37 protein-coding genes are annotated in these 23,458 nt (G+C 55.0%); 5 read left to right on the plus strand and 32 right to left on the minus strand.

Annotated features, from left to right (window positions below; all coding sequences use genetic code 11):
* Window positions 1–23: 23 nt before the first annotated feature.
* The 17 genes from L9H78_RS08520 to L9H78_RS08600 all read right to left on the minus strand — a co-directional run bounded on the left by L9H78_RS08520 (window position 24) and on the right by L9H78_RS08600 (window position 10,715).
* On the minus strand, window positions 24–227 hold the full coding sequence (locus L9H78_RS08520) for a YgaP family membrane protein (RefSeq protein WP_249617677.1): 204 nt from the start codon (window positions 225–227) through the stop codon (window positions 24–26).
* A gap of 166 nt (window positions 228–393) precedes the next feature.
* A complete protein-coding gene (gene rplQ / locus L9H78_RS08525) occupies window positions 394–891 on the minus strand; it encodes a 50S ribosomal protein L17 (RefSeq protein ID WP_023018971.1) in 498 nt (165 codons plus the stop codon).
* A gap of 114 nt (window positions 892–1,005) precedes the next feature.
* Window positions 1,006–2,013, minus strand: a complete 1,008-nt coding sequence (locus L9H78_RS08530; protein WP_021351967.1) for a DNA-directed RNA polymerase subunit alpha — start codon at window positions 2,011–2,013, stop codon at window positions 1,006–1,008.
* An 81-nt stretch (window positions 2,014–2,094) separates the two neighbouring features.
* Entirely contained in the window at window positions 2,095–2,700 is a 606-nt protein-coding gene (gene rpsD / locus L9H78_RS08535) for a 30S ribosomal protein S4 (RefSeq protein WP_021351968.1), read from the minus strand.
* A gap of 21 nt (window positions 2,701–2,721) precedes the next feature.
* The gene (gene rpsK / locus L9H78_RS08540; protein ID WP_018121275.1) at window positions 2,722–3,123 is read right to left on the minus strand and encodes a 30S ribosomal protein S11; all 402 of its coding nucleotides are present in this window, start codon (window positions 3,121–3,123) and stop codon (window positions 2,722–2,724) included.
* A gap of 3 nt (window positions 3,124–3,126) precedes the next feature.
* Window positions 3,127–3,495, minus strand: coding sequence for a 30S ribosomal protein S13 (gene rpsM / locus L9H78_RS08545; RefSeq protein WP_021351969.1), 369 nt, complete (start codon window positions 3,493–3,495; stop codon window positions 3,127–3,129).
* 186 nt (window positions 3,496–3,681) lie between these two features.
* A complete protein-coding gene (gene infA / locus L9H78_RS08550; protein WP_018121277.1) occupies window positions 3,682–3,900 on the minus strand; it encodes a translation initiation factor IF-1 in 219 nt (72 codons plus the stop codon).
* 267 nt (window positions 3,901–4,167) lie between these two features.
* Window positions 4,168–4,905: a L,D-transpeptidase gene (locus L9H78_RS08555; RefSeq protein WP_249619845.1), complete on the minus strand. Its 738-nt coding sequence runs from the start codon at window positions 4,903–4,905 to the stop codon at window positions 4,168–4,170.
* A 69-nt stretch (window positions 4,906–4,974) separates the two neighbouring features.
* Window positions 4,975–5,520, minus strand: a complete 546-nt coding sequence (locus L9H78_RS08560) for an adenylate kinase (protein WP_249617679.1) — start codon at window positions 5,518–5,520, stop codon at window positions 4,975–4,977.
* Window positions 5,520–6,845 carry a preprotein translocase subunit SecY gene (gene secY / locus L9H78_RS08565; protein WP_126856737.1) on the minus strand — a complete coding sequence of 442 codons (1,326 nt, stop codon included), beginning with the start codon at window positions 6,843–6,845 and terminating at the stop codon, window positions 5,520–5,522. Before secY ends, L9H78_RS08560 begins: the two co-directional genes overlap by 1 nt.
* A gap of 343 nt (window positions 6,846–7,188) precedes the next feature.
* A complete protein-coding gene (gene rplO / locus L9H78_RS08570) occupies window positions 7,189–7,638 on the minus strand; it encodes a 50S ribosomal protein L15 (protein ID WP_021353412.1) in 450 nt (149 codons plus the stop codon).
* 7 nt (window positions 7,639–7,645) lie between these two features.
* Window positions 7,646–7,831 carry a 50S ribosomal protein L30 gene (gene rpmD / locus L9H78_RS08575; RefSeq protein ID WP_021353411.1) on the minus strand — a complete coding sequence of 62 codons (186 nt, stop codon included), beginning with the start codon at window positions 7,829–7,831 and terminating at the stop codon, window positions 7,646–7,648.
* Between the two features lie 3 nt (window positions 7,832–7,834).
* Window positions 7,835–8,449, minus strand: a complete 615-nt coding sequence (rpsE, locus tag L9H78_RS08580) for a 30S ribosomal protein S5 (RefSeq protein ID WP_249619846.1) — start codon at window positions 8,447–8,449, stop codon at window positions 7,835–7,837.
* Window positions 8,450–8,489: 40 nt separating this feature from the next.
* Entirely contained in the window at window positions 8,490–8,885 is a 396-nt protein-coding gene (gene rplR, locus L9H78_RS08585) for a 50S ribosomal protein L18 (RefSeq protein ID WP_018121284.1), read from the minus strand.
* A gap of 3 nt (window positions 8,886–8,888) precedes the next feature.
* A complete protein-coding gene (rplF, locus tag L9H78_RS08590; RefSeq protein ID WP_021353409.1) occupies window positions 8,889–9,425 on the minus strand; it encodes a 50S ribosomal protein L6 in 537 nt (178 codons plus the stop codon).
* Window positions 9,426–9,442: 17 nt separating this feature from the next.
* Window positions 9,443–9,838, minus strand: a complete 396-nt coding sequence (gene rpsH / locus L9H78_RS08595) for a 30S ribosomal protein S8 (protein WP_249617680.1) — start codon at window positions 9,836–9,838, stop codon at window positions 9,443–9,445.
* Between the two features lie 367 nt (window positions 9,839–10,205).
* Entirely contained in the window at window positions 10,206–10,715 is a 510-nt protein-coding gene (locus tag L9H78_RS08600) for a hypothetical protein (RefSeq protein ID WP_249617681.1), read from the minus strand.
* A gap of 157 nt (window positions 10,716–10,872) precedes the next feature.
* On the opposite strand from L9H78_RS08600, the gene L9H78_RS08605 reads away from it, so the two are divergent.
* A complete protein-coding gene (locus L9H78_RS08605) occupies window positions 10,873–11,070 on the plus strand; it encodes a hypothetical protein (protein ID WP_021353406.1) in 198 nt (65 codons plus the stop codon).
* A 71-nt stretch (window positions 11,071–11,141) separates the two neighbouring features.
* Here the strand turns inward: L9H78_RS08605 and rplE are convergent, their stop codons facing one another.
* From rplE to rplN, 3 genes are read right to left on the minus strand one after another with little or no spacing between them, the layout of a single operon-like run.
* Window positions 11,142–11,696, minus strand: a complete 555-nt coding sequence (rplE, locus tag L9H78_RS08610; protein ID WP_023018966.1) for a 50S ribosomal protein L5 — start codon at window positions 11,694–11,696, stop codon at window positions 11,142–11,144.
* A 3-nt stretch (window positions 11,697–11,699) separates the two neighbouring features.
* The gene (gene rplX, locus L9H78_RS08615; protein ID WP_018121290.1) at window positions 11,700–12,014 is read right to left on the minus strand and encodes a 50S ribosomal protein L24; all 315 of its coding nucleotides are present in this window, start codon (window positions 12,012–12,014) and stop codon (window positions 11,700–11,702) included.
* The gene (gene rplN, locus L9H78_RS08620) at window positions 12,015–12,386 is read right to left on the minus strand and encodes a 50S ribosomal protein L14 (protein ID WP_018121291.1); all 372 of its coding nucleotides are present in this window, start codon (window positions 12,384–12,386) and stop codon (window positions 12,015–12,017) included.
* A 433-nt stretch (window positions 12,387–12,819) separates the two neighbouring features.
* Here rplN and L9H78_RS08625 point away from each other — a divergent pair, with 433 nt between their 5' ends.
* The 3 genes from L9H78_RS08625 (at window position 12,820) to L9H78_RS08635 (ending at window position 15,847) form a co-directional block, all read left to right on the plus strand.
* The gene (locus L9H78_RS08625; RefSeq protein ID WP_249619847.1) at window positions 12,820–13,842 is read left to right on the plus strand and encodes a FecCD family ABC transporter permease; all 1,023 of its coding nucleotides are present in this window, start codon (window positions 12,820–12,822) and stop codon (window positions 13,840–13,842) included.
* Window positions 13,839–14,933, plus strand: a complete 1,095-nt coding sequence (locus L9H78_RS08630) for a FecCD family ABC transporter permease (RefSeq protein WP_249619848.1) — start codon at window positions 13,839–13,841, stop codon at window positions 14,931–14,933. The genes L9H78_RS08625 and L9H78_RS08630 overlap by 4 nt, the downstream gene beginning before the upstream one ends.
* Before the next feature lie 113 nt (window positions 14,934–15,046).
* Window positions 15,047–15,847, plus strand: coding sequence for an ABC transporter ATP-binding protein (locus tag L9H78_RS08635; protein ID WP_249619849.1), 801 nt, complete (start codon window positions 15,047–15,049; stop codon window positions 15,845–15,847).
* A gap of 7 nt (window positions 15,848–15,854) precedes the next feature.
* On the opposite strand, the gene L9H78_RS08640 is transcribed toward L9H78_RS08635, so the two are convergent.
* The 12 genes from L9H78_RS08640 to rpsJ all read right to left on the minus strand — a co-directional run bounded on the left by L9H78_RS08640 (window position 15,855) and on the right by rpsJ (window position 22,230).
* A complete protein-coding gene (locus L9H78_RS08640; protein WP_249619850.1) occupies window positions 15,855–16,832 on the minus strand; it encodes an iron-siderophore ABC transporter substrate-binding protein in 978 nt (325 codons plus the stop codon).
* 203 nt (window positions 16,833–17,035) lie between these two features.
* Window positions 17,036–17,344 (minus strand): 30S ribosomal protein S17, encoded by a 309-nt coding sequence (gene rpsQ, locus L9H78_RS08645; RefSeq protein WP_249617686.1) that lies wholly within the window; start codon window positions 17,342–17,344, stop codon window positions 17,036–17,038.
* A gap of 2 nt (window positions 17,345–17,346) precedes the next feature.
* Window positions 17,347–17,577 carry a 50S ribosomal protein L29 gene (gene rpmC / locus L9H78_RS08650; protein ID WP_249617687.1) on the minus strand — a complete coding sequence of 77 codons (231 nt, stop codon included), beginning with the start codon at window positions 17,575–17,577 and terminating at the stop codon, window positions 17,347–17,349.
* The gene (rplP, locus tag L9H78_RS08655) at window positions 17,577–17,993 is read right to left on the minus strand and encodes a 50S ribosomal protein L16 (RefSeq protein WP_021353221.1); all 417 of its coding nucleotides are present in this window, start codon (window positions 17,991–17,993) and stop codon (window positions 17,577–17,579) included. Before rplP ends, rpmC begins: the two co-directional genes overlap by 1 nt.
* Window positions 17,994–17,996: 3 nt before the next feature.
* On the minus strand, window positions 17,997–18,734 hold the full coding sequence (gene rpsC / locus L9H78_RS08660) for a 30S ribosomal protein S3 (RefSeq protein WP_018121301.1): 738 nt from the start codon (window positions 18,732–18,734) through the stop codon (window positions 17,997–17,999).
* The gene (gene rplV, locus L9H78_RS08665) at window positions 18,735–19,097 is read right to left on the minus strand and encodes a 50S ribosomal protein L22 (RefSeq protein ID WP_021353219.1); all 363 of its coding nucleotides are present in this window, start codon (window positions 19,095–19,097) and stop codon (window positions 18,735–18,737) included.
* Between the two features lie 3 nt (window positions 19,098–19,100).
* Window positions 19,101–19,376, minus strand: a complete 276-nt coding sequence (gene rpsS, locus L9H78_RS08670; RefSeq protein WP_018121303.1) for a 30S ribosomal protein S19 — start codon at window positions 19,374–19,376, stop codon at window positions 19,101–19,103.
* A gap of 16 nt (window positions 19,377–19,392) precedes the next feature.
* Window positions 19,393–20,229: a 50S ribosomal protein L2 gene (gene rplB / locus L9H78_RS08675; protein ID WP_021353218.1), complete on the minus strand. Its 837-nt coding sequence runs from the start codon at window positions 20,227–20,229 to the stop codon at window positions 19,393–19,395.
* A 24-nt stretch (window positions 20,230–20,253) separates the two neighbouring features.
* The gene (gene rplW / locus L9H78_RS08680) at window positions 20,254–20,556 is read right to left on the minus strand and encodes a 50S ribosomal protein L23 (RefSeq protein ID WP_021353217.1); all 303 of its coding nucleotides are present in this window, start codon (window positions 20,554–20,556) and stop codon (window positions 20,254–20,256) included.
* 1 nt (window position 20,557) lies between these two features.
* Window positions 20,558–21,217: a 50S ribosomal protein L4 gene (gene rplD, locus L9H78_RS08685; protein WP_021353216.1), complete on the minus strand. Its 660-nt coding sequence runs from the start codon at window positions 21,215–21,217 to the stop codon at window positions 20,558–20,560.
* 2 nt (window positions 21,218–21,219) lie between these two features.
* On the minus strand, window positions 21,220–21,870 hold the full coding sequence (gene rplC / locus L9H78_RS08690; RefSeq protein WP_021353215.1) for a 50S ribosomal protein L3: 651 nt from the start codon (window positions 21,868–21,870) through the stop codon (window positions 21,220–21,222).
* A 54-nt stretch (window positions 21,871–21,924) separates the two neighbouring features.
* The gene (gene rpsJ, locus L9H78_RS08695; RefSeq protein ID WP_018121308.1) at window positions 21,925–22,230 is read right to left on the minus strand and encodes a 30S ribosomal protein S10; all 306 of its coding nucleotides are present in this window, start codon (window positions 22,228–22,230) and stop codon (window positions 21,925–21,927) included.
* 757 nt (window positions 22,231–22,987) lie between these two features.
* On the opposite strand from rpsJ, the gene L9H78_RS08700 reads away from it, so the two are divergent.
* Window positions 22,988–23,458: an Asp23/Gls24 family envelope stress response protein gene (locus L9H78_RS08700; RefSeq protein WP_249619851.1), complete on the plus strand. Its 471-nt coding sequence runs from the start codon at window positions 22,988–22,990 to the stop codon at window positions 23,456–23,458.

Here is a 23,458-nt window from a genome sequence, read left to right on the forward strand (position 1 = left end):
GGCTGAGTTAATGCCAGGCTTTGTTAATGCCGCACTTTGCAGGTGTTGATTCCCAGCAGGCGGTACAGCGGGCAGAAGCCCACTGCTGCGGTGATCACCAGAACGAGGCCGACAATGATCAATAGTGCGCGGAGAAAACCGCCGACTGCAAACAGCCCAATAAGCAAGGCAATAATGCCGACTACAGCACGGATCCCACGGTCTTGGTTAGATTCGTTGCGTTTCATAATTTCACTTTAATGCACAAAAGCTCTATTTCCTCGGTCGAGAGGAAATAGAGCTTAGTGATCTTCATTACACACAACCGTGTTGGTGTGCTGCAGATAAGGTACCGAGAGCTAGCAGTTGGTCATAAATAACAAACCACTAGCCCACCGCTAGAAAGCCGTGGGATTACTTCTCCTCGGAGTCTGCTTCGGTGTTAGCAGCGGCACCTTCAGAATCCATGTTGGATTCGTCAGATGGATCGGTGGAGTCGGAATCAGCCTTCGCAGCAGCAGCCTGAGTGGTGCGTTCTGCGGAGGCGGACACGGTCTCTTCCAGAACCAGGGAAATCTGGGTCATAGGAGCGTTGTCACCGGTACGGTTTTCCAGCTTCACCATGCGGGTGTAGCCGCCGTCGCGTTTTTCAAACTTTGGAGCAAGTTCGTTGAATAGACGAGCAACAGCTTCCTTTTGCGGAACCTGTGCGAGTACCTCACGACGGTCAGCCAAGGTGCCGGAACGGGCCTTGGTGATCAGCTTCTCTGCGTATGGACGCAGCAGCTTAGCTTTGGCGTCGGTGGTCTTGATGGAGTCGTGCTCGAACAGTGCAGCGGCCAGATTCGACAGAATGTGACGCTGGTTGCGAGCCGAGCCTCCAATTCGGGCGCCTCGTTTTGGAGTAGGCATAGTGTTTCTCCTCGTATTATTTAAGTGAGCGCGTAAGCAGGGACACTAGGGAACTGTGCTTGCAGTGTCGGCACAGTATTCACTAAACAGTGAACCTGCCAGAACATATGCGCTTTACTCGGAATCTTCTGCAGGATCCTTGAAGTCGCCGGTTTCTGCGTCGTAGCCTTCCAACACAGTTGGGTCGAAATCTTCAGGTGCGTCCTTCAGAGTCAGATTCAGATTCGCCAGCTTGATCTTGACCTCATTGATGGACTTCTGGCCGAAGTTGCGGATATCCAACAAATCAGACTCGGTGCACTCGGCGAGCTCACCAACAGTGTGGATTTCCTGACGCTTCAGGCAGTTATACGAGCGAACAGAGAAGTTCAACTCCTCAATAGGCATACCGTAAGCGGCAATGTATTCGGATTCCTGTGGGGATGGTCCAATCTCAATGCCTTCTGCCTGCGTGTTAAGTTCGCGCGCCAGACCGAACAACTCGACCAGGGTACCGCCGGCGGAAGCGAGCGCGTCCCGAGCGGAAATCGAGTTTTTCGTCTCTACGTCGATGATCAGCTTATCGAAGTCAGTACGCTGCTCAACACGAGTTGCCTCCACCTTGTAGGACACCTTCAGCACTGGCGAGTAGATTTGATCTACTGGGATGCGTCCGATGTCTCCCGAGGTAGCGGCAGCAGGTACGTAGCCACGACCGCGTTCAACAACAAGCTCCATTTCAAAACGGGCATCGTCGTTCAGCGTTGCGATGTGCAGATCCGGGTTGTGGATCTCCACTCCCGCTGGCGGCTGAATGTCACCGGCGGTAATGGTGCCCGCCCCCTGCTGGGAGACATACATCACTACCGGCTCGTCCGAATCCGAGGACAGCACAAGGTCTTTGACGTTCAGAATGATTTCAGAAACGTCTTCCTTAACGCCGTTGATGGTCGTGAACTCGTGGAGTACGCCGTCAATCTTGACGGAGGTGACCGCCGCCCCAGGGATCGAGGACAGCAACGTACGACGCAGCGAGTTACCCAGCGTGTAGCCGAACCCCGGCTCCAATGGTTCAATGACGAACTTCGAGCGGGAAGAATCGATAAATTCTTCGCTCAGCTGGGGACGCTGTGAAATAAGCATGAATTTTCTCCTTTGGCGCCCGCTATTTGACGCCGGCTAGGACAACAATGAGGAATGTAAAGCTGCAGATCCGAAGCCAGATTACTTCGAGTAAAGCTCGACGATGAGCTGTTCTTGCAGCGGAACGTCGATCTGAGCGCGCTCGGGCAACTGGTGCACGAGGATGCGCAAGGTATCAGGGACTACCTGCAACCAAGCCGGAACGACGGCGTCGGCAAGGGAGTCCTGGGCTTCTTCGAACCACTGCATCTTCTGCGAACGTGGGCGAACGTCGATGATGTCGTACTGGGTAACCGAGTAGGACGGGATGTCGATGTTCTTGCCATTCACGGTGAAGTGTCCGTGGGAAACCAACTGCCGTGCCTGACGACGGGTCTTGGCCAGACCTGCACGGTAGACGACGTTATCCAGGCGGGATTCGAGCAAGATGACGAGGTTGTCACCAGTCTTGCCGTTCAGGCGGTTAGCCTCGGTGTAGTAACGACGGAACTGGCGTTCCAAAACACCGTAGGTGTACTTCGCCTTCTGCTTTTCCTGCAGCTGCAGCAGGTATTCAGATTCTTTAATGCGGTTGCGTCCAGCGTGTCCTGGTGGGTAAGGACGACGCTCGAATGCCAAGTCTCCGCCGACTAGGTCGACGCGCAGACGGCGGGATACGCGGGTTGCGGGGCCAATATAACGAGCCATGTTTTAAACCTCTTCCTTCCCCTAGAACTTACGCTTTTTCGGTGGGCGGCAGCCATTGAATGGGTGCGGTGTGCCATCAGTGATGGAGTTGACCTCAAGGCCTGCAGCCTGCAGGGAACGAATGGCGGTCTCACGGCCAGAGCCCGGACCCTTGACGAAAACGTCAACCTTCTTCATGTTGTGATCCATTGCCTTGCGGGCAGCGTTTTCAGCGGCCATCTGTGCGGCGAATGGGGTGGACTTACGGGAGCCCTTGAAACCAACATGACCAGACGAAGCCCATGCAATGACAGCACCGGCCGGGTCCGTAATAGACACGATGGTGTTGTTGAAGGTCGACTTGATGTAGGCGTGGCCATGGGCCACATTCTTCTTTACGACGCGACGGCCACGGCGTGCGCCAGAGCGAGTCTTTGGAGGCATAAACTACTTCTTCTTTCCTGCGATCGTCTTCTTTGGACCCTTGCGAGTACGAGCATTGGTCTTGGTGCGCTGACCACGGACTGGCAGACCACGACGGTGGCGCAGGCCTTGGTAGCTTCCAATCTCGATCTTGCGACGGATGTTGGCCTGGACTTCACGACGAAGGTCACCTTCGACGGTGTACTGAGCCTCGATCTGGTCGCGCAACGAGGACACCTGATCGTCTGTGAGGGCGTCGGTACGCAAATCAGGAGAGATGCCGGTAGCTTCCAGCAACTCGGTGGCACGGGTTGGACCGATGCCGTAAATGTAGGTGAGAGCGATCTCCATACGCTTGTTGCGTGGGAGATCCACACCAGCGAGACGTGCCATAAGGCGAGTCCTTTCGGGGTATGTACGGTGGTTTTCTCCCTACCCGCCCTGGATCATGCGGCCTAGACGCAAAATATTACGCCGTAATGCACACCAGGCTCGGGCCACCGCGGCCTGAGGTATACGAACAATTGTCCGCGGAATTATTAGCGGACGGATTGTTTTGAGTAGGGAGGCTTACAGTCTTTACTTGTAGCGATAGACAATACGGCCACGGTTCAGGTCATAGGGAGACAACTCCACGACGACCCGATCCTCGGGAAGGATACGGATGTAGTGCTGGCGCATCTTACCCGAAATATGAGCAAGCACCTCATGTCCGTTGTCTAGCTCGACTTTGAACATTGCGTTTGGCAAAGGCTCGGTTACCCGACCTTCAACCTCAATTGCGCCTTCCTTAGCCATATCCTCCGGCTTCCTGGCACAGAGCGAACTGCGCCGATTGCTTGTCTAATGCTTTACTGGCCTGAAAGAGTCTTATAAATGCAAAAACACCGGCCACGGCCGGTGTCAGTGAGTCTCGTCGTGCTGGTCGAACGCAGCAAGACTAAACCTTGACAGACCAAGCTCCAACTATACAGAGCACTAGCAGCAAAAACAAACTTTTCCCGGTTTGCTTGTGCTTCCGCTCAATTCAGACGGACCCTGGCTGTCAGGCAGCTTAAGGCGATTTTAGTAAATGAAGACCTTGTCTCCGATATTCAAGTGGTTCCAGAAGGTGATCGCATCCTGATTTGGAAGACGGACGCATCCGGCGGAATCGTAAGCCGGAGAACCTTCATGGAACGCATGCCCGTTATTGGTGAAGTAAATCGCGTATGGCATCGGGGCGTTATTGAACTCGTAAGAGATCTCGTCCTTAACCTTACGGTTTACGTGGAAAGTACCCCGAGGGGTGTCTTGACCTGGTTTACCGGGAGCCATGGCGGACGCGACATGGGTGACAGATCCGTGACCATCTTGCAGCCAAGTGCGGCGACCGTCAATATCCACACAAACGCGAGCATCAGCCGGACACGCTCCGGTGTCAATGTGCGGACCGCGTGCCGGGGCCGGGGTCATTGGCTCCGCGGGACCACGAGCGGCTTGTTGCTTTTGGGCGATCAGCCCCGGGAATACGAACTCCAGCGCTTGGTCGATGGTCTGCGCAAGACCCGCTGCGAACTGGGGATTCAAGGTGTGAGCCTGGTGCACGAGTTGTGTCCGCAAATGCCAAGCACCGTCTCGGTTGCCTTGATCAAACTGTTGGACCAGCTGATTGAAGTCTGGGAATTGCGGGGCTTGGAAGCGGTCGGTAACGGCTGAGGAACCGGACAGTGGCTGTGCTTGCGCGGAGACGCCCGGAAGCATAACCGATACCAACATTGCCAAGCTGCCTACGAGGCCGGCAACAAGTTTGCGTGTAGTCATGGAAGAGTTGTCCTTTTAATGAAAACGGGACGCCTGCTGGCGATCCCCCATAGCTTATCGGATAGCTGGCTATTTCCCGAGCGCCTGCATGGTGCGTTGGTTAATTTCCGAGATTTCTCCCTCGGCTTGCACATTGATGACGTTGTCACCGTAGTGCTTAATCAGCGGGACTACTTCGTCCCGGTATACCTCCAACCGTGTGCGGATTACGTCTTCAGTGTCGTCAGCACGTCCGCGTGCCTTCATGCGCTGAACGACGACATCTTCCGAAACTTCAAAGTTGACTACGTGATCGAGCTGCAGGTTTTTCTTGGCGAGCAAGTCCTCCAGAATCTGAGCTTGTTCCACGGTCCTCGGGAAACCATCAAGAAGGAATCCTTCCTCGGTATCCGGCTCTTCCAAGCGGGACTCAACCATCCGAGCTGTAACGTCAGTAGGGACCAGCTTTCCGGCATCGATGTATTCCTTGGCTTCGACGCCGAGCGGTGTGCCTTCGGAGATATTCGCCCGGAAGAGATCACCAGTAGAGATATGCGGAACATTAAGTTTTTCACTGAGGATTTCAGCCTGGGTGCCTTTACCGGCGCCAGCTGGGCCAAGAAGTACCAATCGCATTATTTGAGCAGCCCTTCATAGTTGGATTGCAGAAGTTGGGATTCGATTTGCTTCACTGTGGTAAGAGCCACAGAGACCATAATCAGGATAGCAGTACCACCAAACGCAGTCATGCCTGCGGAATCATTGGAGCCAACCCCCATGTCAAGCGCAAGGTTCGGAAGGATCGCAATGAACGCGAGATAAATAGATCCAACGAACAGAAGCCGGTTCATGACGAAGCTCAAGTACATCGCGGTTGGGCGGCCTGGACGAATACCAGGAATGAAGCCGCCGTACTTCTTCATGTTTTCTGCTTGCTCATTCGGGTCGTACTGGATTGAGGTATAGAAATACGAGAAGAAGATAATCAGTGTGACATAAACCGCGATATAAACGTACGACGATGGCGACTGCAGATTCGCGATTACATTGCGCATCCACCAATTGTCAGGTGGTGTCGGATTCGAAGAGTTCACAATCTCGGTGATTAAAACCGGCATGTAAATCAACGACGAAGCGAAGATAACCGGGATAACTCCGGCCTGGTTGACCTTCAGTGGCAAGTAAGTCGAAGATCCGCCGTATTGACGACGGCCGACCATCCGCTTTGCGTACTGAACCGGGATCCGACGCTGGCCTTGCTCCATGAAGGTAATACCGACAACGAGCGCCACCACAGCCGCGCATACGACCGCAAAAACGACTCCGCCGTTGTCCTGCAAGATTCTGTAACCATCGGTAGGAAGACGGGTTGCGATACCGGCGAAAATGAGCAAGGACATGCCGTTTCCAATGCCTTTTTCGGTGATGAGTTCACCGAGCCACATCACGAAAATTGCGCCGGTAGTCATCACCGTCACGAGAAGAACCAGGTCAAAAACGGTGCGGTCAGGATCCAAAACCTCTACACCCTGGCCCAGCAGCTGGTTCCTGTCCGCCAAGGCGACGATTCCCGCCGATTGCAACAGCGCCAGGGCAAGCGTCATGTACCTGGTGTATTGGGTCATCTTCGCTTGGCCGGATTGGCCCTCTTTTTTCAACTGCTCAAAATGTGGAATCACGACGGTGAGCAACTGCGAGATAATAGAGGCCGTAATGTACGGCATGATGCCGATGGCAAATATCGATAGCTGCAGCAGTGCGCCACCGGAAAACAGGTTAATGACGGAATACAAGCTGTCATTTTCTTGGGTCAACTCATGGAGTCGCCCAGAAATGTTTTGATAATCCACGCCCGGTGATGGGATCTGCGCACCGACGCGGTAGATCACGATCAGAAGAATCGTGAACAAAATCTTGCGCCGAAGATCCGCATCCTTAAAAGCCTGAATGATGGCAGACACTAAAGCCTCCTAGCCCAACTACTGCCACCGTGGAAAGTGACGCAAAGGCAACCGATTAGTTCTAATTTGTGTGCATTCGAGGGTTAGCCGTCGCCGACTAAATCCAAATACCTGCGTGCAAGCTTATGCACGCGTGACCCTAGTAGCCTACCAGTCTTCTCTAAGTGAAAACACCTCGCGTCGATGTGTGATAGGACAACCTTAATCATTCTTGGGAAAACGACACAGGGTGCGGGTATAACAAAGCCCCTGACACTGCGTAGTGCAGCCTCAGGGGGCGTTAGGCGATAGCGACGCTTAGAGCATTCTTTGGGAAGCCCATAAGCTAGTCATCGCATGGAAATTATGCCTTGGTGGTCGATCCGCCAGCAGCTTCAATCTTTTCGACGGCCGATTTAGAGAACTTCTGCGCGGTAACGTTGACCTTGACAGAGATCTCGCCGTTGCCTAAGACCTTGACCGGCTGATTTTTGCGAACCAAACCGTTGTTAACCAAGTCAGCGACGGTGATGTCGCCACCTTGTGGGAAGGCCTTTTCCAGATCAGTAACGTTAACAACCTGGAATACAACCTTGTTCGGGTTTTTGAAGCCGCGCAGCTTTGGCAAACGCATCTGGATTGGCATTTGGCCACCCTCGAAGTTTGCTGCTACCTGCTTACGTGCTTTTGTACCCTTGGTACCACGACCAGCTGTCTTACCGCGCTTGCCGCCTTCACCGCGGCCGACGCGACGCTTAGCCTTATTCGCACCCTTTTCTGGGCGCAAGTCGTGCAGTTTGATGATATCGCTCATGGTGTATCTACTCCCCTGCCACTTCTTCTACGGTGACCAGGTGGCGCACCTTCTGAATGATGCCACGGATCGCCGGCGTGTCCTTCTGGACAACAGAATGGCGAATACGCTTCAGGCCCAGTGCCTCCATGTTGGCCTTCTGGTTCGGCGTGCTACCGACCAAGCCACGTGTTTGAGTAATCTTCAGAGCCATGGTTTATGCCTCCTGTCCTGCGCGAGCGCGCAGCATACGGGCTGGAGCAACCTCTTCGACGGATTTGCCACGACGTGCGGCAACTTCCTCAGGTCGTACCAGCTGCTTTAGGCCGTCCACGGTGGCGCGAACGACGTTTAGAGCGTTGTCCGAGCCCAGTGACTTGGACAGGATGTCCTGTACACCAGCGCACTCCAGTACTGGACGTGCGGCGCCACCAGCGATGACACCGGTACCTGGAGCTGCAGGCTTCAGCATAACGACGCCTGCTGCGTCTTCACCCTGTACTGGGTGGGTGATAGTTCCGCCCACCATTGGGACGCGGAAGAAGTTCTTGCGGGCTTCTTCAGCACCCTTCTGGATTGCGGCTGGAACTTCCTTGGCCTTGCCATAGCCAACTCCGACCATACCTTCGCCGTCACCGACGATGACCAGAGCGGTGAAGCTCATGTTGCGGCCACCCTTGACAGTCTTGGAAACCCGGTTGATGGCTACAACGCGCTCGATGTACTTATCGCGGTCGTTGTCTTGATTGCGACGATCGTTACGGCGATTGTTGCGATCGTTCTTCTTGTTGTCGGCGGAGCGTCCGCCGTCGCGCTGATCACGATCCGACATTACGCGTCCTTTCCGTTGGTGTGTGCAACTGCGTTGATCATTAGAACTTCAGACCACCTTCACGTGCGGCGTCAGCGAAAGCAGCAACGCGACCGTGGTACTTGTAACCGGCGCGGTCGAATACAACTGCTTCGATGCCTGCTTCTTGGGCACGCTGTGCGATAAGCTTGCCGACCTCGGCACCACGTGCCTTCTTGTCGCCCTCTGCGTCGCGGATCTCCATGGTGGATGCGGCAGCCAGGGTGTGGCCGGCGAGGTCGTCGATCAGCTGAGCGTGCAGGTGACGCGCGGTGCGGTGAACGACCAAACGTGGGGTCTGTGGGGTTCCACGCAGCGTCTTACGAATACGGAAATGACGGCGTGCACGTGCTTCACGACGGCGGGACGAAATGTCCTTACCGACCGGAGTGCGCTTGGTATTCTCAGAATTAGACATTGCTTACTTACCCGTCTTTCCGACCTTGCGACGTACCTGTTCGCCGACGTAGCGGATGCCCTTACCCTTGTAAGGATCGTGCTTACGCAGACGACGGATATTCGCCGCAACTTGGCCAACCTGTTGCTTGTCGATACCAGAGATAGAGAACTTGGTGTTGCCGTCTACAGCGAAGGTGATGCCTTCATCAGCCTTGACTGGTACGGAGTGCGAGTAGCCCAAAGCGAACTCCAGGTCCTTACCCTTTTGCTGCACACGGTAACCAACACCGTGGATTTCCATCTTGATTTCGTAGCCTTCGGTTACACCGATAACGCAGTTGTTCACCAAAGAACGTGCAAGACCGTGCAGAGAACGGTTCTTGCGGTGGTTGTCCGGGCGTGAAACGCGAAGTTCACCGTCTTCCTGGACGATGGAAATTGGCTCTGGAACGTCCACCTCCAAGGTGCCCTTTGGGCCCTTGACAGAAACGTTCTGGCCATCGATTTTTACCTCGACGCCGCTAGGGACGGCGATTGGTGCCAAACCAACTCGTGACATTAATAATCACCCTTCCCTTACCAGACGTAGGCGATGACTTCTCCGCCTACGCCTTTCTGCTCAGCCTCGCGGTCGGTCAACAGGCCGTGGGAGGTGGAAATGATAGCCACACCCAGTCCGCCCAGAACCTTAGGAAGTTCCGTGGCCTTTGCGTAGACACGCAAACCTGGCTTGGAAACGCGACGCAGTCCGGACAGAGCGCGCTCGCGGCCGTTGTATTTCAGGTTCAGCGACAAGGTTTTCTTTGCCTTTTCGCCTTCCACGGAGTAATCGGAAATGTAGCCTTCTTGCTTCAGGATTCCAGCGATATTCGCCTTGATCTTGGATGCAGGCATGGACACGGTGTCGTGCTGCGCGTGGTTAGCGTTGCGCACCCGTGAGAGCATGTCTGCAATCGGGTCAGTCATGGTCATGTGTTGACCTTGAACCTTTCTCGTTGCGGTTCCCGAACTCACCTTAAGGGCGTTACCGGGCTGTTTTGGGCAACTTAACGCTCCCATGCTCAATAGCATGTTTGCTCGCTACCTCGATGAAGCTCGGTCGCCATGATGGCGAGGGGCCTACAACAAACGTAGGAAAAACTTGCAAGTCTGTGCGTGCAGAGTAAACGCCAAAACGGTTCTTCCCGCCGACGCTAAATCTCTATTCAGGCTACGGTGTTTTAGACGCACGTATCCCAAAAAGCACAAGACGCCCCAACCCTAGCAGGATTGAGGCGATTCGGCCAACCATTAGAACGGTCAGCCGACTCTGCATGCCAATGTCACCGGGAAATTAGCTTTAGGAGTTTCTCCTTGCGTCTTTCTTAGCCTTTCGTGCGGCCTTCTTGGCAGCTTTCTTTTCTGCCTTAGCAATCTTGCGTTCCTGCAATACACCAGAGATGCGATCCTGCTGGTCCAGAGCGATCAGCCCGGTGCCAATCGCAACCATCATGGAATCCTTCGCGATAGACATGCCATCCTGTGATGGACGGATGCCATCCTCGCGGGTCATGTCGTCGTTACGGAAGTAAATGCTCAACAGACCTGCGCCAAAGGTGGTCAGCGCGAGACCGGCAAGGCGGTTGGAGACGAATGGAGCCAACAGCGCACCACCGACGGCCACTTCGGAAGCACCGATGATAGTGCCAAATTTATCGGATGGCAGTTCCTTCACCTGAGGGATTCCCGTAGCAGCAAAATCCTGCAGACCTTTCGAGGATTCTGCATCCATACCTAACTTGGAAATGCCAGAATCAGCGATAAGGGCACCTGGGATAGCGCGGAGAAGAATGCTTGGGATTGTAGACATAGTTATTGGCTCCTTGTAGGTTTCTTGCATTACCACTCTAAATAGCTTTTGTAGCTATTCTAGCAATACACGCAGGTGATTAATTTGACAATATACCGCCAGATCCATTGCATAGCAGGTTGCCGTTGCACTGGCGCGATAAGGCGGTACGCGTACTGTGGCGACAAAAGATAAAAAACGGCGCGATGATTGGATTTGTTTTACAACGCTGCTGTTGCTCGGTCTTTTTCACTGGTTGTTGTACTTCATACGAGATTCTTCTGAGTTAATCATCGCGGTCATCCCCAGCCTCATCGCTTTCTTAGCTGCATGGTATTTCTTCCCAAGAAGAAAACACCAAGGACACCAAAAATGACTTTAACCCCTCCGGTTTCATGCCGGCGGGGTTAAAGGTCTTAACAAACAGACTTGTTCAGTCCTGCAAAACTACTTTTTGAATGGGAATCCCAGCTCACGAAGTAGTGCGCGACCTTCGTCATCGTTGGTAGCGCTGGTAACAACGGTGATATCCATACCACGTGGACGATCGACCTTGTCGATGTCGATCTCGTAGAACATGGTCTGCTCAGACAGACCGAAGGTGTAGTTTCCGTGGCCATCGAACTGCTGATCGGACAGACCGCGGAAGTCACGAATACGTGGCAGCGCGATGGTCAGCAGACGATCCAAGAACTCCCACATACGGTCGCCACGCATGGTGACGCGTACACCGATTGGCATACCTTCACGCAGCTTGAAGTTCGCGATGGACTTCTTAGCGCGACGCAGCTGTGGCTTCTGACCAGTAATCAGAGTCAAGTCCTCAACCGCACCGTTGATCAGCTTGGAATCGCGAGCAGCATCGCCAACACCCATGTTGACAACAACTTTGACAACACCAGGGATCTCCATGACGTTCTCGTAAGAGAATTCGTCATTCAGCTTGTTCTTGATTTCGTCGCGGTAACGGGTTTTCAGACGTGGAGTGTAGTTATCGCTCATGCCTTAAATATCCTTCCCGTTGCGACGAGCAATGCGGACTTTCTTGCCGTTCTCGTCAAAGCGGTAGCCAACGCGAGTTGGGTTACCGTCAGAATCGAGCACCGCGACGTTCGAGACGTGGATTGGTGCTTCCTGGGTAACGATTCCGCCAGACTCAGCGCCACGCTCCGGCGCGGAGTTCGCAACGTGCTTCTTGATGCGGTTGACGCCCTCAACCAAAACCTTGTTGGTCTTTGGGTATGCCTCGATGACCTTGCCTTGCGCGCCCTTATCTGGGCCCGAAATGACCTGGACCATATCGCCCTTGTGTACCTTCACCTAGATCACCTCCGGTGCGAGAGAAACAATCTTCATGAACTTCTTCTCACGCAGCTCACGAGCGACAGGCCCGAAGATACGGGTACCGCGTGGGTCATTATCGTTGGAACGAAGAATGACAGCAGCGTTTTCGTCGAAAGCAATGTAGGAGCCGTCTGGACGACGGGTTTCCTTCTTTGCGCGAACGATGACGGCGCGAACGACGTCACCCTCTTTCACGTTTCCACCTGGGACTGCTTCTTTGACAGTAGCGACGACGATGTCACCAATGCCTGCGAAGCGTCGCACGGATCCGCCGAGAGCCCGGATGACGAGAATTTCTCGTGCACCGGAGTTGTCGGCGACCTTCAGGCGCGATTCTTGTTGAATCACAGTTGGTCTCCTGACCTGGATTTATGTGCGAAAAGATTTCCGTCCTGATCGCACTCGGTCTTGTTCTTGCAGCTACCTGATGCTTGTCGACGAACACGCCACAGAAAAAGTCAGTGACGGTCGAAGGGTCTCGGCGGTTGCGATTCGGAAACGCATCACAAATCCGCCGACCTGCATCGGCAACCCTGCCATTCAACCACAGCCTGGGATGATTGTTCAACTCAGTTCGCGACTCGTAGCTGCGGCCGTGCCGGTGGTCGCGTCCGGGATAATTTGCGTAATCGATGCGCGATAACGCATATCTAAATCAAACTAATAGCCTAGGCATGGCTAATCCACTCCTGAGAGGGTAGGCTGTCCAAGTTGAAAGCATTTCGGTGGCAGGTCTCGACGGTCAAAAACTCTCCGGCCTGCTGAAAACGAAGGATGGTTCATGCAGGCACCTGCACTTTTTGCCCGCCGCACGCTGGGCATGCTGGCGATACTCGCCGCCATCGTGGTGATGATCTGCTTCAGCATCGCCCTCGGCGCTAACCCTTTACCCTGGGGTGAAGTCTGGAATGGCCTGCTCGCCCGCGATAACTCCGAAGCCGCCATCATTGTCTGGGCCCTGCGCATCCCCCGCACCGTCGTGGCGATCGCGACCGGCGCGGCCTTCGGCGTGGCGGGTGCTCTCATCCAGGCGTTAACACGCAACCCACTGGCCGATCCCGGCATCCTCGGAGTCAATGCCGGCGCCGGATTCGCGGTCACCTTAGGCGTCGGGTTTTTCGGATTGACCAGCATCAGCGGGTATATCTGGTTCGCCTTCCTGGGCGCAGCGATCACCACCGTGGTGGTTTATTTCATTGGCTCTGGCGCATCGTTAGGCGCGAGCGGCAAGGCAAACCCCGCGACGTTGGTGCTAGCCGGTGTGGCTTTGGCGGCGGTGCTTTCTGGAATCACACAGTTTCTTACCCTGATCGACCCCGACACTTTCCAAGCCATCCGCAACTGGAGCTTGGGGTCTGTTGCCCGCGCCGACCTCTCTGATACCGCTCTCGTCGCACCATTCCTAGCGGCAGGTTTGGTTCTCGCGCTGGCGATTTCGTCGTCACTGAATTCGATTGCGCTTGGCGACGACCTCGCTGCTTCACTTGGCACCAAAGTCGTGCGTACCCGCGTGCTGGGCATCATTGCAGTCACGCTGCTGGCAGGTGGTGCCACCGCACTGACGGGCGGTCTGGCTTTCGTCGGTCTGATGGTTCCCCACGTCGTACGGTGGATAGTCGGCCCGGATCAGCGCTGGATCATTATTTATTCAGCGCTGGCAGCACCCGTGCTGGTGTTGGCTTCCGACGTCATCGGCCGCATCATCGCGCGTCCTGGAGAAATTGAAGTCGGCATCATCACTGCAGTGGTCGGCGCACCGGTGCTGATCATGCTGGTGCGCCGTCGGAAAGCGAGTGGACTATGAGTTCCCAGTCACAGGAAACACAAGCACCTGCGTCGGTGGACCCTGGCTACCGCAAACTCGTCGTGCGCACCAGGTGGGTCTCACTGCACTTCCCTACCCGCCTGCTACTGACCGCGCTGGGCTTGTTCGCCCTAGCTGTGATCGGAGCGATCGCGGCCATCACTCTCGGCGAATATCCACTGGATTTGGGCGAAGTGATAACCGCCTTGTTCAGCGGCGGAGATGGTTTCGATACCACCATCGTGCGCGAATGGCGCTTACCCATCGCCGTAGCCGCCGTCGCCTTCGGTGCGTTACTTGGCATCGGCGGGGCAATTTTCCAATCACTGACCCGCAATCCACTCGGCTCGCCGGACATCATCGGCTTCGATGCGGGTGCTTATACCGCCGTCGTCATCACGATGCTGGTGATCGGCACGAGTAGTTTTTGGTCGATCGCCGCCGCCTCCATTATCGGTGGCATCATCACCGCCTTAGCGGTCTACGTCTTGGCGTGGCGCAAAGGCGTACAGGGATTCCGGTTGATCATCGTCGGCATTGGCATCTCCGCCATGTTGACATCGTTGAATTCGTATCTCATCACCCGCGCCGATGTGGAAGAAGGCATACAGGTTGGTTTTTGGGCAGCCGGATCCATCACGAAAGTGACCTGGCAAGGCCTGCTGCCCACGCTGGTGCTCGGCGTAATCGTCATCATCGGAGCTGCAATACTGTCGCGTCCACTACGGCACTTAGAGCTTGGCGACGACGCCGCGACGACGCAAGGCTTCGAAGTCAACCGTGCGCGCCTGCTGCTTATCGTGGTGGGGGTTGCTACCACTGCGCTCGTGACAGCAGCTGCCGGGCCAATTTCGTTTATTGCGTTGGTCTCACCGCAAATCGCTCGCCGATTAATGCACACCGCTGGGGTTTCTCTCCTCGGCGCCGCCGCTATGGGCGCTGTGTTGTTAACCGGAGCACACGTATTGTCGTTGATTATTGCCACGTTCTACCGGCAAATTCCGGTCGGCTTGATCACCGTCGTTATCGGCGGCATGTACATGTTGTGGCTACTGATACGCGAATCTAAGCGACATTACGGCACCGGCTGACAAAAAAGGATCCACCTCGGCTCAGGATCCACCTTGGCTCACACCTTGCTGTCCACTCACAAACCCACGCGAACTCCCCCACACATACTCCCCCAAACTGAGAAGCAATAACGATGAACTCTACTGCTCCACGTCTCCGCGTCGTCAATGCCACCGTCGGTTATGACACCGCCACCATTTCCCGCGATATCAACGTCGAAATCCCGGATAATTCCTTCACCGCGATCATCGGCCCGAATGGTTGTGGTAAATCGACCTTGCTTCGTGCATTTTCGCGGGTACTCACCCCATCGCAAGGTGAGGTGCTTCTTGATGGCAAAGCCATCGCCAGCTTGCCCGCTAAACGGGTCGCGCGACAGTTGGGGCTATTGCCGCAGTCTTCTAGTTCGCCAGATGGAATTCGGGTGGCTGATTTGATTGCGCGTGGGCGTGCTCCTTATCAGAGCCTGTTTCACCAGTGGAGCAAGCAGGATGAGCAGGCTGTCGCTGAGGCACTGGCAGCTACTCGTTTGGAAGATATTTCAGGGAAATTGGTAGCTGAATTATCGGGTGGGCAGCGCCAGCGCGTGTGGATTGCGATGTTGTTGGCGCAGCAAACTCCGATCATGTTGCTGGACGAGCCAACTACGTTTCTGGATATTGCGCACCAGTACGAGTTGATGGAGCTCATGCGCGATTTCCACGAAAGAGGAAAAACTATCGTCGCGGTATTGCACGATTTAAATCAAGCAGGACGGTATGCCGATCATTTGATCGTGATGAAAAAGGGCGAGATCGTGACCACCGGGGCCCCCAATGAAGTATTAGACGCCCAGTTGGTCGAAGACGTCTATGGTTTAGCGGCGATGGTGGTCCCCGACCCCGTCACGGGCACACCGTCCGTGTGCCCGTTGGACCCCCGAAAGCCTCGCTAGCGCGAGTCTATTTCGTGCTATCACTGGGCTTTTCAGTGAGCTTCTCGGTGAATTTACCGATGGAATATGGGATGGTGCGAGGGTTCGGCAAGGACATGGCGGTCCCGGTGAGGTCATCGAAGTAAAAGACGTTGCCGTTTTTCACGGCATCAATGTTTTGGAATGCCTCCAGGGACTTAATCTTGTCGGCTGCACCTTCCCAGTCCACGATGAACAGGTAGTCGACCTGGTTATATTCGCTGAAATTTTCAGCCGCGATGGTCCGGTAGAATTCGCCGTCGGTTTCTTGCAGCTCCTCCGGAATGACAAAGCCAAGGTCTTCGATGAATTGCCCACGACCATCACCAGAGGTGTACAGGCTCAGCTGGTTGTCAGATGGCAATGCGATGGCCGCGGTTTTGCCCTGCAGCTCTGGGTGGTCCTCCCGGAATTTCTCGAAGGCAGCATTCGTCTCGTCGATAAGCTTTTGGCCTTCGTCTTCTTTATCCAACGCCTTGGCGATGGTTTCTACTTGCTTTTCCCACGGAATTTGCCAATCGCTATCTTCTGCGGAGTGCAGCGTGGTCGGCGCAATGGTTTCGAATTTCTTCTTGGTTTCGTCATCAATTGAGTGATTGACCGCGATGATCTTCGTGGGGTCCGTTGCTGCTATCGCTTCGATGTGCTGTTGATCGAAGCCGCCGGAAGTATCGCGGATCAGGGCAGGATCAGCGCCACCCAATAGATCTTCCGACCACGGTCCTACCCCATCGTTGGAGCCTGCCCACGGGGCAATCGCGACTGGGGTCTCGCCGAGAGCCAGGACCGTATCGGCATCGCCCAGGCCGACTGCCGCAATTCGCTCTTCCGAAGTGGCCTCCATCTTTTCGTCAGAGCTATCTGCGCTGTCGGCAGAGTCTTGCGAGTTCGAGCATCCTGCGGCGAGCAATGCAAAGCCGGCCAGGCTCGCGGTTACTCCGGTTTTGATGCTAAAACGGCGGAACATCCATTCACCTTTCGTCATGTTTCGTTGAAATCGGCTGAAGTCAACTCAGATTAGCCTATCATGATATAGATGCCCTAAGTTACAGAAAGACCCCGCAAAGGCAAGCCAATGCGGGGCATTCGGGTAGGTCGTAAGTTAGCTAACGACCAGGCGTCTCAAACGAGTGTCGCCGTCGACAGGTATAAGTTCTGTCCGCTGTTGGGCTACTTAGCCTTTTCGACGATCTCTGCGAGACGGTAGTGCTTGTCTTTCGACAGCGGACGGGTCTCGACGATGCGGACGCGGTCACCAATGCCGGCGATCTCGTCTTCGTCATGGGCCTTGACCTTGCTGTTCGAGCGCATAATTTTGCCGTACAGCGCGTGCTGCTTGCGGTCTTCGAGCTCGACGACGATGGTCTTTTGCATTTTGTCAGATACGACGTAGCCGATCCGAACCTTACGGGCACCTTTTTCCTTTTCCTTCTTCGGGGTAGGGCCGTTGGTGGAATCTGTCACAGTTGCCTCACTCATAATTATGCCTCAGCTCCTGGAGTCTCGGTCATACCCAACTCGCGTTCCCGAAGCACCGTGTAGACGCGAGCGATGTCGCGTTTAACGACGCCGATACGGCGGTTGTTGGTCAGCTGACCTGTTGCCAGTTGGAAACGCAGGTTGAATAGTTCTTCCTTGGCGTCGCTCAGACGCTGCTTGAGCTCTTTGTCATCGAGTTCGCGGAACTCGGATGCAGGGGTACCTGTTGCCATTAGAGCTGGTCCTCCTTCTTGATGATGCGGACCTTACATGGCAGCTTTTGGCTGGCACGACGCAGAGCCTCAACCGCAACTGCCTCGTTCGGGTACGACATTTCGAAAAGTACGCGGCCCGGCTTAACGTTAGCTACCCACTTTTCGACTGGTCCCTTACCGGAACCCATACGTACACCGAGTGGCTTTTGGGTCAGCGGACGGTCCGGGAAGATGTTGATCCACACTTTACCTCCACGCTTAACGTGGCGGTTGATGGCGATACGTGCGGATTCGATCTGGCGGTTGGTCACATACGCTGGCTCGAGGGCCTGGATCGCGTAGTCACCGAAGTTAATGCGGTTTCCGCCCTTCGAGACACCGCTACGGTTTGGGCGGTGCTGGCGACGGAATTTCACGCGCTTAGGAATAAGCATGCTTTAGTCCTTCTTCTGCTGAGCGCGCTGGCGGCGTTGGCCACCACGGCGAGGACGACGATCGCCCCGGCCACGACGCTCGGATGGTGCGTTCAGTTCGGATTCCCGTACGCCGCCGACGACGTCGCCCTTGTAGATCCACACTTTGATGCCGATGCGGCCAAAGGTGGTGTGGGCTTCGGCGGTTCCGTAGTCAATCTCTGCACGAAGGGTGTGCAAAGGAACACGGCCCTCGTGGTAGCGCTCAACGCGGGACATGTCGGCACCAGCCAGGCGGCCCGAGCACATTACCTTGATGCCCTTGACCTGAGGCTGACGCATCGCGGACTGGATTGCCTTGCGCATAGCACGACGGAAAGCAACGCGGTTCACGAGCTGTTCAGCGATCGACTGAGCAACCAAGGTTGCGTTGGCGTCAACCTGCTTAACTTCAAGAATGTTCAGCGCGACCATCTTGCCGGTCAGCTTTTCGAGCTCGCGACGAATGCGGTCGGCTTCTGCTCCCCGGCGACCAATAACGATGCCTGGGCGGGCCGTGTGGATGTCGACGCGAACGCGATCGCGAGTGCGTTCGATGACCACATCTGCGATACCCGCGCGCTCTAGTCCTTTGGACAAGAAGTTACGGATCTTGATGTCTTCGGCCACGTAGTCTGCGTAGTCTTTTTCAGCAAACCAGTGGGTATTCCAGTTAGCGGTAATACCCAAACGTAGGCCGTGTGGATGGATCTTGTTACCCATTTACTTGGCACCTTCTTCCTGGCTTTCGACTACCACAGTGATGTGGCTGGTGCGCTTGCGGATCATGAACGCACGACCCTGAGCACGCGGTTGGAAACGACGCATGGTTGGTCCTTCGTTGGCGTATGCCTCGGAGATAACCAATGTGCGAGGATTCAGCCCGAAGTTGTTTTCTGCGTTAGCCGCGGCCGAAGCAACAACCTTTGCAACTGGCTTCGCAGCGGCCTGTGGTGCGTACTTCAGGATGGCTAGAGCCTCAGATACTGACTTTCCGCGCACCAGGTCGATGACGCGACGTGCCTTCATTGGGGTTACACGCACGTACCGAGCAGTGGCGGTTGCGCTGGTGATAACGTCACTCATCGCTTATCGCCTCTTCTTATCTTCTTTGACGTGACCCTTGAAGGTCTTGGTAGGTGCAAATTCGCCGAGTTTGTGTCCGACCATTGAGTCTTCTACGAAGACGGGAACGTGCTTGCGGCCATCGTGCACCGCGAAGGTGTGGCCAATGAAGTCCGGCAAAATGGTGGAACGGCGGGACCAGGTCTTGATTACCTGCTTGGTGCCCTTTTCGTTCTGAGCGTCCACCTTGTTGAGGAGGTGCTCATCGACGAACGGGCCTTTCTTTAGGCTGCGTGGCATATCGTTTTACCTCCTCTTAGCGTTTCTTGTTCGGGCGACGACGGCGCACGATCATGTTGTTGGAATAGCGGTTCGGGTTGCGGGTGCGACCTTCCTTCTTGCCCCATGGGGACACAGGGTGACGACCACCGGAAGACTTACCTTCACCACCACCGTGTGGGTGGTCGATCGGGTTCATCACGACACCACGAACGGTAGGACGAACGCCCTTCCAGCGCATACGTCCAGCTTTACCCCAACGGATGTTCATCTGATCAGCGTTGCCTACGGTACCGACGGTAGCGCGACAGCGGATATCTACGCGACGAATTTCCGAAGACGGCATACGGAGGATGGCGTACTTGCCTTCCTTACCCAGCAACTGAATCGAGGAACCAGCGGAGCGTGCAAGTTTAGCGCCCGCACCTGGCTTCAGTTCAACTGCGTGAATCGTGGTACCGGTTGGAATGTTGCGCAGAGGTAGGTTGTTACCTACCTTGATGTCGGCGTCAGGGCCGGATTCAACGATGGTGTGCTGCTTCAAGCCTTTAGGCGCGATGATGTAGCGCTTTTCACCGTCGGCGTAGTGCAGTAACGCGATGTTAGCGGTGCGGTTTGGATCGTACTCGATGTGCGCAACCTTGGCCTGGATGCCATCTTTGTCGTTGCGACGGAAGTCGATCAAACGGTAGCGGCGCTTGTGACCGCCACCAATGTGCCGAGCGGTGATGTGTCCGTGTACGTTACGACCACCGGTTTTGTGCAGTGGACGCAACAGTGACTTTTCCGGGGTGGAACGGGTCAGTTCCTCGAATTCGGAAACGGAGCTCGCGCGGCGACCCGGAGTTGTCGGCTTGTATTTACGAATAGCCATAATTCTTCCTTACCTTCCGAAGTCTTAGGCGTTAGCGCCGAAGATATCGATGGAGTCGCTGCCCTCGCGAAGAGTTACGTAGGCGCGCTTGGTTGCCTTCCGACGCCCGAAACCGGTGCGAGTACGCTTGCGCTTGCCCTCACGGTTCAGAGTGTTGACGGATGCGACCTGCACGCCAAAGATTTCTTCAACGGCATTCTTGATCTGGTTCTTATTGGAGTCCTTGGCGACGTAGAACGTGTAGGTGTTCTGCTCCATAAGGCCATAGGACTTCTCGGAAACAACCGGTGCGATGATGATATCGCGTGGGTTTACGATTTTAGCCATGTTAGTTTTCCTCCCCTGCAACGGCTGCTTCTGCGCCGCGGTTGATGAAGGTATGCAGGGCTGCGGCCGAGAAGACAACGTCATCAGCGTTCAAAACGTCATACGTGTTGAGCTGGCCGGAGTCCAAGATATGAACGTTCGGCAAGTTGTTGGCGCTGCGCTGAGCGTTCAAATCTTCGCGGTTGATTACCAGCAAGATCTTCTTGTTGGATGAAACGCGCTCCAGGAATGCCTTGGCCTTCTTGGTGGAAGGCTCTTGACCTGGAACCAATTCGTCAATGACGTGAATACGACCGTTACGAGCACGATCGGATAGTGCGCCAAAGAGAGCAGCTTTGATCATCTTCTTAGGGGTGCGCTGTGCGTAGTCACGTGGGACTGGACCGTGCACAATGCCACCACCGGTGTAGTGAGGAGCACGAATCGAACCCTGACGAGCACGACCGGTTCCCTTTTGACGGAATGGCTTACGGCCACCACCACGGACTTCTCCGCGGGTCTTTACCTTGTGGGTACCGGCTCGACCGGCAGCAAGCTGAGCGGTAACTACCTGGTGCATGGTGGCAACCGAGGTGGTCACGTCAAAGATTTCTGCTGGTAGGTCAACGGTACCGTTGGTGGAGCCTTCAGCGGTCTGTACATCTAGCGTGAGGTTACTCATGCTTATGCACCACCCTTCACAGCAGTCTTAACGGTGACGACGCCCTTGTTGACACCTGGGATAGCGCCCTTGATGAGCAACAGGTTGGATTCTGCGTCAATCTTTTGGATTTTCAGGTTTTGAGTGGTGACGCGGTCACGACCCATGCGACCGGCCATACGCTTTCCTTTGAAAACGCGACCTGGGGTTGCGGCACCACCGATACCACCGACGCGACGGTGAGCGGCCTGGTTACCGTGTGCAGCACCCTGACCTGCAAAGCCGTGGCGTTTCATAGCGCCAGCGTAGCCCTTGCCTTTAGTGATGCCGGTGACGTCAACGAGGTTAACTCCCTCGAAGATGTCGACGGTAACTTCTTGACCGACCTCGTAGGACGAAGTGTCATCCATACGGATTTCAGCTACGTGACGGCGCGGGGTGACACCGGCCTTCTTAAAGTGGCCAGCCTGTGGTTTCGCAGTTTTGCGGGGATCGATTTCGCCGTACGCAATCTGGATGGCCGAATAGCCGTCTTTTTCTTTTGTGCGGATCTGGGTAACCACGCAAGGACCAGCTTCGACGACGGTAACCGGGACGACCCGGTTGTTCTCGTCAAAGACCTGAGTCATGCCGAGCTTGGTGCCCAGAATGCCCTTGATCTCTTTTTCGCTCATTATTTGTTCTCCACTGACAGTTTTAGACAGTTTTATATAGTGTTCGCTTCGCGATTACTGGATGTTGACATCAACGCTGGCCGGAAGATCGATGCGCATCAATGCGTCAACGGTCTTAGGCGTCGGGTCGAGAATGTCGATCAAGCGCTTGTGTGTGCGCATTTCAAAGTGTTCACGCGAATCGGTGTACTTGTGTGGAGAACCGATAACGGCATAGACGTTCTTTTCAGTCGGCAGCGGCACAGGCCCAACCACGCGGGCGCCGGTGCGGGTGACGGTCTCGACAATCTTTTTTGCCGAGACGTCAATTGCCTCATGATCGTAGGCTTTTAGCCTAATGCGGATTTTTTGTCCCGCCACGATTATCCTCTTCCTCGCTTGCTTTCTGTCGTCTAACGATGAAAGCTCGCTCTTCGATTTCTCTTCAACGTTGTCCGCATCCAGGGCTAGCTGAAGGCAAACAACGCCAGCATTCGGTCTATATTGACACGCACCGGATCCGGCCAGGCACGCAATTCTTGCGCGCACTGAAGCCAAACGTCCCGATGGAACCTGACTGTGTACTGCCGCTGTTTACTTGCTATGCCCCTTCTCCGGCACTACCGCTCGGGATGCCCTGTCTATGACGACGAACCTAGCCCGATTGGCAGCCCTTCTGTGCACATTTGTCGGCCCCTGATGTTTTGAGAGTTTTTTAGGGGCCATGCACGGCGAAGGTGTCATGTTTGCTTAACCACAGCGCATCTTTGACTATTGAGGTAGCGCTCCGGATACCGCATATGCAGCACCTTGACTGCGCCAATAGATGGAATACGCCCTGTTTAAGCAACCTGGCCATTTAAACACGTCAATCGGAAAAATTCAACCTACCTCTATTTACCCCCACAGCCTCCCCACCTGTATGATCTACAGCACTACGAGACGACGCTAATAAACGTTTTCCGTAGGATTAAATCAGTCAAGGGAAATGGCACACATCAACGTGTGATTTCCAACGCTTGGCAGATTCAAATACACCCCGGGTACCTCCATATTCTCAACGGCGGTACCGCCACGGCTAGTAAGCCACCGGGGTCTCATTTCTTAACCATGAGACAGCAGAAAGGTAGGCGCCACAATGGCCGACCAAAAACAGAACCAATCGTCTGACAACACTCCTGCTCGCAAGGTAAACAGCAACTTGGAAACCGAGCACGGCACCACCACCATCGACGACGGTGTAGTTGGCAAGATTGCTGGCCTGGCTACCCGCGAAGTTTCGGGAGTTGCTGCCCTGGGATCGACTTCCCAACGTGTCATGGGCTCTATCCGCCAAACCTTCGGTAGCGAAGACGTCAAACAAGGCGTTTCTGTCGAAGTAGAAGAAGGCACCGCTTCCGTCGAGGTTGCAATCACCGCAGAATACGGTGTTGCCATCCACGAGCTGGCTGACGCTATCCGTCGTAACGTTATTTCCGCCGTCGAGCGCATGACCGGTTTGAATGTCTCCGGCGTTGATGTCAACGTTCACGACGTCAAGCTTCCTGGTGATGAAGAAGACGAAAACGAAGACGAGCAAACCGCAATCTCTTCTGGCCAGGATCGCTAA

The sequence above is a fragment of the Corynebacterium pseudodiphtheriticum genome, from assembly GCF_023509295.1.
In the GTDB taxonomy this organism is placed as follows: Bacteria; Actinomycetota; Actinomycetes; order Mycobacteriales; family Mycobacteriaceae; genus Corynebacterium; species Corynebacterium pseudodiphtheriticum.